Origin of the sequence: Clostridium sp. (assembly GCF_036639235.1) — a bacterium.
Lineage (GTDB): Bacteria > Bacillota > Clostridia > Clostridiales > Caloramatoraceae > Clostridium_AB.
In genome coordinates this window covers 43,772-53,497 of the sequence record NZ_JAVWJB010000011.1, presented here as the reverse complement: position 1 = coordinate 53,497, position 9,726 = coordinate 43,772, and the positions used below count along the sequence as shown (strand labels likewise).

Sequence of the window (9,726 nt, the reverse complement as noted above, 5' to 3'; positions counted from 1 at the left end):
ATCTATATGAAATAAAGAGAAAACAGGAGAAAATCAAACGACCAAGAGGGAAACACCCGCCATCTCTAAGTGTCTTTATATTTTTACACCTAAGATGTTCTAATCCTAAACCCGATGGGCCAGCCTATGAAATAACACCCCATCATGAAACAAATCTATAGTATGTAGGGGGGAGGGTTGGTGTCTTTGTAAAAGGCACCATAGGTTAGTAATAAAATTACTAACTTTATGAGTTCTGTATATTTTAATTTTAAGGGAGATAGGTCTCCTTAACGTGTTAAACTTAGTAATTCATTGCTAGAATCATAAGGGAGTTGTTTATAAAGTGTAGGATCATAGAGACTGCTATTGATTTTGATTTGTGAACCATGTATCCGTATAATAACCCTGATATTCCTGAATAGAATATTTTTAAAGGGTGTATGTGTATTAATCCAAATAATATACTACTTACAATTATTGCTGTTTTATGTCCTGATAGTTTGTTTAAGGTTCCAAATATGAATCCTCTATATAATATTTCTTCACATACTGCAGGAATTAATGCAATAAATATAATTTGTCCTATAACGCTCCATTTAGCAAACATATTTTCAACTGGAGTTCCATTTAATATACCTGGAAATAAATATTGCACTAATCCTATAATGGCTAAACGTATAATAAAGCATAGTACCCAAAGTAATATTCCAATAAAAATATACTTAAACCTTGGAAAATTAAAATTAAATGTCTCTCTTATATCTAGCTTCATAACCTTCGAATAAACTAAGGGAACAATAGCTAAAAATACCATACTAATACTGGAAATACTCTTTCCAAATATAATTGTAATTATTTCAGAACCAATGTTATGAGTTAATATAGCTAAACAAATAACCATTATTATATCTATAATTCCAAAACTATTATTGCTCTCTATACCAATAGGCTTTATAAATCTACATACTATCAAACTAATACTAGCTAATAATAAACTTCCCATAACCCAAAGTATAGTGCTACCTAGAACCATATCTATAACTTCTAAGTTAATATTGTTTAATACATTACTTACACTTAAATTATCTCCTGCTAAGACTAGCAGCATTAGTCCTAATAGCATGCTTACAATAAATAATATTTCTAAACTAATTCCTATAAATATCCCCTTAGCCTTATGAAGTGTAATCTTTCCACTATCATTATCTTCATTTATTTCACTTTCATTTTTCCACCTAATAATATTAGCTATATATATGGCACCTAATACTAGGCTTACAATAAAAGGTAAATATTTTAATACTTTTGAATTTATGCCTAAAATCTTATATATAACAATACCTATACCTCCTCCTACTAAAAATATAACTATTGGCATAAGCAGGCATACAAGTAATACATCTTTTCTCTTAAAAAGTCCTAGTGCTAATTTGAAACTCAAATCTTCCCCTCCTAATAGACTAATTTACATATTTCCCTATATAATACCATATATACCATTTAAGTGTAATGTAAATACTATTAAATAATATAAGGGACCACCTCTAATGAGACGATCCCTTATATTATTTAACTTCTATTATTTAATAACTTTTTTGTATGCATTAATTATATTTAGTCCCATGATTTTAGCACAATCTTCTTCTGAGTAACCATGGTTTAGTAGTATGTCCCTTAACATTGGATAGTTTTCTCTACAGTTTGGTCCTTCAACAAAGTCATCTTCACGAATTCCGTACCAAATTCCATCAACCCAGCCAGGATACTTCTGACTTGAGAATGGTGTTTGATAATTCATTTCACAGAAGTGTGGTCCAAGGTTACCAATACCTATAACACTCTTTCTGTCTACTGGTGTTTGGAATGATCCATAGTCAGGACCTAGTCCTACATGGTCTATTCCTGCTACTTTAACTGCATAATCTATATGCTTAAGTAGATCTTCTACTGTAGCCTTTTCTTCATCAGCTCCAACTAATAGTGCTGCTCTAAAGCTTATACAAACTACTCCACCTCTACTTGCTATAGCCTCTATTCTTTCCTTAGATATATTTCTTGGATGTGGACATATATCATAACATCCTGTATGGGAATCTATAACTAGATTGTTTGTTTGTTCTAATACATCGTAGAATCCATAATCGGATAGCTGTGATGTATCAAGTACCATACCTAACCTTTCCGCTTCCTTAACAACTTGCACACCAAAACCAGTTAGTTTACCTCTTGTTCTGTTTTGAGCACATCCGTCTGCTAGTCTATTTCTACCGTTACCTGTTAACTGTAAGCAGCGAAGTCCCATTCTATATAATGATCTTAAACTTGATAGTAGGTTTAGGTTTGGTTTTCCTTCTAGTGGATATCCTCCAGCTAATGTTGCTAAAATAGCTATTTTGTTATTTTCTATAGCATAATCAATATCTGCTGCTGTTTTACATAGTACGAAGCTATCACATCCTGCCTCTAGTTCTGTATTAAGAACATCTAACTTCTTGTGTGCATCCCAAAAGCGGAATTTATCAGTATCGCTATATATAACCTGTACAGGTCTTTCTCCGCCAACAGCCATATTAACAAAGCTAACTCCCTGTTTATCTAAAAGAGGTTTATATACTTCATCAAATATATGTTTTTTCCCAGTTAAAACATCCTGCTCATTTTCTAAAAAAGAAAATATGTATTTATCTAAAATTTCTTGGAAACCGTCTGCAAAAATATATTTACTCATAAAAAACACTTACCTTTCATTATAAATTTCTAACCTATTGTTTCCTTAAGAACCCTCATAAAGTTTCCACCTAGTATCTTTCTAATATCCTCATCAGAATATCCACGATTAACTAGATAATCAGCTATTGTGTAACTCTCCCTTGTATTATTAGGGTCATTAAGCATATGGTCACTTGTTATACTTCCTGTATAGAAACCTTCAATTGATCCTGGGAATGGACTCATAGCCCTATGAACATTATGTACCATTCCAAAATTATCATAATCAAGCCCTATTCCAACATGATCTATTCCAACCTTATCAACAATATAGTCAATATGATCTATAACATGGTCAAATGTTACTATTTCATTGTTTTCATGTGAGCCCTTCAGTATCTCATGTTTAGCTATTTCCATACCTACAACTCCACCGTTTTTAGCTAATGCAAAAAGTCTTTCATCACTTAGGTTTGCATCACAATCACATATTGCTCTAACACCTTCATGTGACACAATTACAGGCTTTGAAGATGCTTCAATTGAGTCGAAGAAACTTCTATCACTCATATGATTTAGGTCTACAACCATACCAATTCTGTTCATTTCCTTAATTAAATCAATTCCAAATGTAGTTAGTCCTGCCTCAGCTCTCTTCTCTCCAACTCCATCTGCAAACATTGTTCTTGCAGCTCCTACTATACAGTTAACTCTAAGACCAAGGTTGTGGAATGTATGAAGCATTACCATACTTTCCTCTGTCCTAAGTCCTTCCATAGCCCTAGCCCCTTCAAATGCAAGAAGTATTGCTATTTTCCCAAACTTAACAGTCTCCTCAATTTCAGTTACTGTTCTACATATTTTAAAATGTGCTCCATTTGCTTGTTCTTCCATTAACATGTCAATTTGTTCAAAGCAGCCAAACATTAGATCATCTGTTAGGTTACATAAACAAGGTGAGTTAGCCCCAACACTAGTAGCTATAACGTTTATACCAGCTGCTTTTAAATCAGGATAATAATATGTGTCGAAAATGTTTTTATGCCCAAGTGATTTGTGAATTGCAAATTCAAACATCATATGATCGTGAATGTTTATAAACATAGAATCTCTGTTCAGCTTTTTAGCACGATCACATATTTGATCAGGTAGTTTTTTGTTTAACGCATATTTTCCCATATTAACCTCCACTTTTATAAATAAATTATAATCTTAAAAATATTCTGACTTTTTATTGTGATTACGTAGTCAGATGTTTTTCTTGATTATAGAATAACAAATTATTCTTTGTCAATTAAAATAATTAGATTAAATTATTCTGTTATTTAGGAATATTCTATCTTAGGCCTTGATTTACATGTATTGTAGTATGCCTAATATTAAAAACTGAATTATAAATATTCCAACTAAAATATAACTACTTTTATCAAATTTACCTGGAATTATATACATACCATCTTCTTTAATTTTCCCTAGTTTAATCATGTTTTCACGCATACTCATAAAGGTTTGTCCACTAATATCTTTTTTGTTTCCACCTGATAAAATACTAATAACATAACCTACTAAAATAGTAATAGATATACCTATTAGGTTATACCAACCCCAGTTTATAGCTGTAGCCTTTGCAACTAAAATTGTTATTAAAATCCCTGATATAAACCCTAAAATAGTACCTTTTTCATTAGCTTTATTAGTAAACATAGCTAATATAAAAACTCCTAAAATAGATCCTGTTATGTATGAGCAATATTCTCCCATCATAGTTACTAATGGTGAGGTACTTGCACTTAACCCAAAGTATGTAAATATAAATATAAATATGGCAAACACAAATGTTATCCATCTAGAAATACTTAAATTAGCATTGAAATCCTTATTTTTGTCCTTGTTTCTTCGATAAGGTTCGTAAATATCTTTTACGAAAACAGTAGACATAGAATTTAGTAGAGAATCAATTGAAGACATTGTTGCAGCAAGTAATGCAGCAAGAATAAGCCCAAAAATTCCTTGTGGAATCTTGGTTGATATGAATTCTATCATTACTGAATTAGCATCACTAAACTCTCTTCCTCCATAGGAAGCAAACAGAACTAATCCAATAATCATAAATAATGCAAACTGAATATTGATAACTATTCCACTTAATAAAAATGACTTCTTCATATTCTTTACAGACCTTGAAGTAAACATTCTTTGTACCTGTGATTGGTCACATGTAAAGTACTGTAAGTGAAAAATACCTATCCCGAAAATAGATACCCATACAGTATCCTGAACCGTTATATCTGGTGAAAAATTAAGGGCATTAAGTTTTCCAGCCTCCTGTGCAACAGTTAATGACTCCCAAAAACTTAATCCTGAATCGTTAATAGCAAGTATAATACAAGCTGCTATTCCAACCCATAATACAATCATTTGTATTGCATCTGTCCATATAACAGCACTTATACCACCTGTTAGTGTATATATGATTACTATTAAAATTAACACAGGTATAATAACCGATATGTCCCATCCCGTTAACCTATTAAGTATCATAGCTGGTCCATAGATCATAATTCCTATAAGCATTACTGAGTTAACAATAAATGCTATTGAACAAATTATACGAATCCTGGTTCCAAACCTCTGTCCTAAATACTCATAACAAGATGTTACCTTTAAGTTATACATAAATGGTATAAATACTCCACTAGCTATAAACAAAACTAAAGGAATATTAGCATTAATCATAAAATAACTTAGACCTGAATTGTAGCTCCCCCCCGGAGCCCCAATAAATGAAGCGGCACTTACCATTGTTGCAATTATAGAAAGTCCAACCGGAAAAAACGGCATGTTTCTTCCTGCTAAAAAGTAATCTTCTTGACTTTCATTCTTCTTACCAAGTTTAATACCTAAGATAATCATTGCAATCATATAAATTCCAATAATGCAAATATCAATACTAGAAATATTCATATGTACTCCCCCTTAAATCACTTTATTTTACAGGATTTAGCAACGTTTCAGCGTGACTACGTTATCTTGAGTACTTAAATAATATATTGCTAAGAAAACCTTTGTCAAGAATTTTTATAGATTATTCAAAATATATATACTTTTTTAAATTTTTTATGCAAATTTGATATATTTATTATTAATTTGATAGAATAGTATATGATTTTTATTAACTATACTTTAAAATTGTAAGGAGTATATAAGAATTGTCTTACAATATAATTATTAGGGAGACTATTAAAGACTATGAATAACAAAACATATCATAATAAAAAAAAATCTATAACATCTTTAGATGTTGCAAAACTAGCTGGTGTATCTCAATCAACAGTATCAAGGGTTTTCAATAGAAATTGGACAGGTAATATACAAAAAGATATACGTGAAAAAGTACTTAAAGCTTCTAAGGAGCTTGGTTACACTCCAAATGCTATAGCTCAAATATTAAACTCTAAACGCTCTGGTATTATTGGGGTTGTTGTGTCAAAAGAATATGATGCATTCTACTATGAGGTACTTAATAAACTTGTTAATATTATAAATTCTAAGGGACTGCACACTATGATATTTACCTGCGAACCTCTAGGTAATATTAACGATGTTATTGACTCAATGGTTAGCTATCAAGTTGACGGGGTTATTATTACTTCCTCTGCAATTTCTCACCAAGTTAACTGTGAAATCAATGATTTTTCTATGCCTATTGTGCTACTTAATGGTTATGTTTCTGGCCTTGATATAAGTGCTGTACATAGTGATAACTATGGTGCTTGTATTATGATGGCTGATTATCTTGTAGAAACAGGTCATAAATCATTTGCATATATTTCAACTGATAAAAGTAAGTATCTTAATTATTTACCTAGACAAGAAGCATTCTTATATGGACTTTCACGTCATGGTATTAATGACTGTAAAATATGTCCTGCTAGCTACTCATATGAAAGTGGAGTTGAAGCAGCTTCCCACCTTATTACTGAAAAAGGTTATCCTGATGCTATATTTTGTGCATGTGACAAACCTGCACTTGGTGCAATTGATTTTGCCAAAGATTTTGGTCTTAAAGTAGGTAGTGACATTTCAATAACTGGGTTTTATGCTCCTGTTGGTGTAGACCTTCCTGCCTATTCATTAACTTGTCTAAAGCAAGATATTCAAGGACTTGCTGATGATGCTGTTAACTTATTAATTGCAAAAATAGAGGACCCAAGTATTAATTCTAAAATAATTACACGTCCTATGAAGCTTGAAATCGGATCCTCCTCAAGATAAAATTAAGTTTTAAAAATATATAAAATTACAATCTACTAATTGACATCTTTAAATATTTTGACTATTATGAAAATAACAAAAACTTGATTACCAAGTCAGATAATCTAAAATAAAAAGTAATTTATATGGGATAAGCCCTGCAAAATCCATAATTAATTACTTTTTATATTAAGCTTTGTGACTACGTAGTCATTGAAAGGGGTATTATTTTATGAGTTCATTAACTGTTTCTAACAAAAAACTTATTAAGGAATACTATGATAAAATCTACGGTGCTACACCAGAGAATATAGGTGAATTACTTTCTCCTTATTTCTCAAAGGACACAATTTTTGACTGCTCACATCCTATTAACAATATAACTGGATTTGACAATATGATTGAGCAGTTTTGGAAACCATTTATGAGATCCTTCCCAGATGCAGTAAAGCGTCCATATATTTTCACTGGAGGACAATCCATTAGAGGAGATGAGGATCCTAAGTTCGAAAATGCCCACTGGGTAGTTTCAAATGGTTATTATGAAGCAACATTTACTGAAGACTTTTTAGATATACCTGCATCAAAGGGAATCGTGTTTTTAAGATTCTGTGAATGTAGCATGATTGAAGATGGTAAAATCGTTGTTACTCGCCTTCTAATTGATCTACTTGATTTAATGAGACAAGTTGGTATTACTTTCTTTAATGCACTTGGTAATGATAGCTTTATTCCTGGCCCTTATTCATTTGATGGCATAAAGCTAGGTGAAGGCGATCCTGAAACAAGCCTTGCTTCAATTCAGCTAATTGAAGATATGTGCTTTAAGGGATTAAACTCCTTTGAAGAAGGTGGATATGAAGGAATGGGGCTTTCCCGTTACTTTAAAGAAGACTTTACATGGTATGGTCCTTGTGGAATAGGTATATGTAAAGGCCTTAAAGGATTTGAGGATAACCACCAAATTCCTTGGTTAAATTCTTTCCCAGATCGTGAAAATGCTAACTTCTTTGCAAGTATTGGTGACGATAACTATGCATTTGTAGGGGGATGGCCAAGTATGTATGCTACACATAAAGGAAGTGACTTCCTTGGCATTCCAGCAACAGGAGTTAAACTTGATATGCGTTGTATAGATTGGTGGCGTGTAGAAGACGGTAAAATCGTTGAAAACTGGGTTAACCTAGATATAATACATATCCTATATCAAATGGGCTACGATGTATTTGATCGTATACGTAAAGGACGCTATTACTTCAACAGAAGATAACAACTTATATTTATATTATTTTGATAACTAAATACAAGTAAATTGGAGGAATTCTTATGAGTAAAGAAGCCACGCCTAGCACTAAACAGCTAGATAATGATATTATTTTAGGTAAAGACCTAACAAAGTCTAAGAGAACTCTAGCCTTTTTATCAATTGTAGTAATTTATTTCTTCTACTGCTACAATTTTATGATTGGTACATTTATGAAGCCAACAATGATATATGATATATCAAATGGTGGTTTCGGTTTCTCTCTTGTTGATACAGAAATGATATTTGCTGTAATGACATTTGCAACTATTCCTGGTACTTTTATTTTTGGTAAACTTGCAACTAGAATAGGTAAGAAGAAAACACTTATTATTATTTCTCTTTTAATAGGTATTACTTCATACTTCCCTCTATTAGCACCAACTAACGTTATTATATGGACTTGTTCTCGTTTCGTTACTGGACTTGTTCTTGGAGGAGTTTTCGGAACTGCTATGCCACTTGTTGCAGATATGTTCCCAAGTAAATATAGAGGAAAACTTGCTGCTATCGTAACTTCTCTATTTTCAGTAGCAATGATATTCGGTGGATATGTATATGGTATTTTAGGAGATGAAAACTGGAGAACTCTAATGTACACTTGTATTATTCCTCCAATAGTCGGGGCAGTTTTAGCCTATATATTTGTTCCTAACGATGCTGAGCATGCTAAAAAAGCTTATGCTGAAGGAATAAAATCAGGTGAAAAGATCAGTTACTTAAGTATGTATAAAGGTAAATACCTATGGATAGGTATTGGTACAATTTTATTATCAAGTGCTAACTTCACTGCATATGCAGCATTCGCTAATAACTCAACAACATATCTAGTTGATGGTTTAGGCATGACTGCCGTAACTGCAGGTGCTATATATAGTTTCCAAGGTATTGGACAAACATTTGGATACCTTTTCTGGGGCGCTTTAGCTGACAAATTTGGTCGTAAAGTTCCTTTAATTGGTATGGCCCTAAGCGGTATTTCTGTATTCGCATTTACTTTCCTTGGAGCAAATGATTATACTTCATTCTGTATATTATCAGTTATTATAGGATTCTCAATTGGATTCTCTGGAGCATGGGGAGCTTACTATTCAGAGCTTTTCCCACCAAAATTCCGTGCACTATCAGCAGGTATGTCATTTAACGGTGGATATATAATTTCTACATTTGCAGTTCCAGCTATAGTTAGTACTGCAAACGGTTCAGCAGGCATGACACCTATATTCTACTTTGCTGCAGCAGTATTTATTGCAGGCTCTGTAGTTTGGGCATTCCTACCTGAAACTATAATAAGAAAGAAAAACTTAGATAAACAAATATCAGCTTAACAACATGGGATTTTATATAAATATTGCCTTGTAATAATTCCATATAGATAACCTTTTTAAAAGGGGCTAGGAAACTAATAATTAGTTTCCTAGCCCCTTTCTGTTATACCAACCCTACATATGTTTAAATACACATATAGGATCTTCATT

Annotated in this window: 7 protein-coding genes; 3 read left to right on the top strand and 4 right to left on the bottom strand. The window is 32.2% G+C overall.

Translation table 11 applies throughout. From position 1 onward, the window contains the following. Nucleotides 1-283: 283 nt before the first annotated feature. The 4 genes from RR539_RS04975 to RR539_RS04960 form a co-directional block, all read right to left on the bottom strand. A complete protein-coding gene (locus RR539_RS04975; RefSeq protein ID WP_332473223.1) occupies nt 284-1,423 on the bottom strand; it encodes a CPBP family intramembrane glutamic endopeptidase in 1,140 nt (379 codons plus the stop codon). A 138-nt stretch (nt 1,424-1,561) separates the two neighbouring features. Then, nucleotides 1,562-2,710 (bottom strand): dipeptidase, encoded by a 1,149-nt coding sequence (locus RR539_RS04970; protein WP_332473222.1) that lies wholly within the window; start codon nt 2,708-2,710, stop codon nt 1,562-1,564. Nucleotides 2,711-2,739: 29 nt separating this feature from the next. Further along, nucleotides 2,740-3,870 carry a dipeptidase gene (locus RR539_RS04965; RefSeq protein ID WP_332473221.1) on the bottom strand — a complete coding sequence of 377 codons (1,131 nt, stop codon included), beginning with the start codon at nt 3,868-3,870 and terminating at the stop codon, nt 2,740-2,742. A gap of 174 nt (nt 3,871-4,044) precedes the next feature. Next, nucleotides 4,045-5,655, bottom strand: a complete 1,611-nt coding sequence (locus RR539_RS04960; RefSeq protein ID WP_332473220.1) for a sodium:solute symporter family transporter — start codon at nt 5,653-5,655, stop codon at nt 4,045-4,047. Nucleotides 5,656-5,940: 285 nt separating this feature from the next. On the opposite strand from RR539_RS04960, the gene RR539_RS04955 reads away from it, so the two are divergent. The 3 genes from RR539_RS04955 (at nt 5,941) to RR539_RS04945 (ending at nt 9,576) form a co-directional block, all read left to right on the top strand. Beyond that, nucleotides 5,941-6,966, top strand: coding sequence for a LacI family DNA-binding transcriptional regulator (locus RR539_RS04955; protein ID WP_332473219.1), 1,026 nt, complete (start codon nt 5,941-5,943; stop codon nt 6,964-6,966). Between the two features lie 211 nt (nt 6,967-7,177). Then, entirely contained in the window at nt 7,178-8,215 is a 1,038-nt protein-coding gene (locus RR539_RS04950; protein WP_332473218.1) for a nuclear transport factor 2 family protein, read from the top strand. A 56-nt stretch (nt 8,216-8,271) separates the two neighbouring features. Then, nucleotides 8,272-9,576 carry an MFS transporter gene (locus RR539_RS04945; protein ID WP_332473217.1) on the top strand — a complete coding sequence of 435 codons (1,305 nt, stop codon included), beginning with the start codon at nt 8,272-8,274 and terminating at the stop codon, nt 9,574-9,576. The last annotated feature ends 150 nt before the right edge of the window (nt 9,577-9,726 follow it).

Coding starts and splice junctions, on each gene's coding strand:
- RR539_RS04945 (WP_332473217.1), top strand. CDS start 8,272: ATGAGTAAAGAAGCCACGCCTAGCACTAAACAGCTAGATAATGATATT.
- RR539_RS04955 (WP_332473219.1), top strand. CDS start 5,941: ATGAATAACAAAACATATCATAATAAAAAAAAATCTATAACATCTTTA.
- RR539_RS04970 (WP_332473222.1), bottom strand. CDS start 2,710: ATGAGTAAATATATTTTTGCAGACGGTTTCCAAGAAATTTTAGATAAA.
- RR539_RS04960 (WP_332473220.1), bottom strand. CDS start 5,655: ATGAATATTTCTAGTATTGATATTTGCATTATTGGAATTTATATGATT.
- RR539_RS04950 (WP_332473218.1), top strand. CDS start 7,178: ATGAGTTCATTAACTGTTTCTAACAAAAAACTTATTAAGGAATACTAT.
- RR539_RS04965 (WP_332473221.1), bottom strand. CDS start 3,870: ATGGGAAAATATGCGTTAAACAAAAAACTACCTGATCAAATATGTGAT.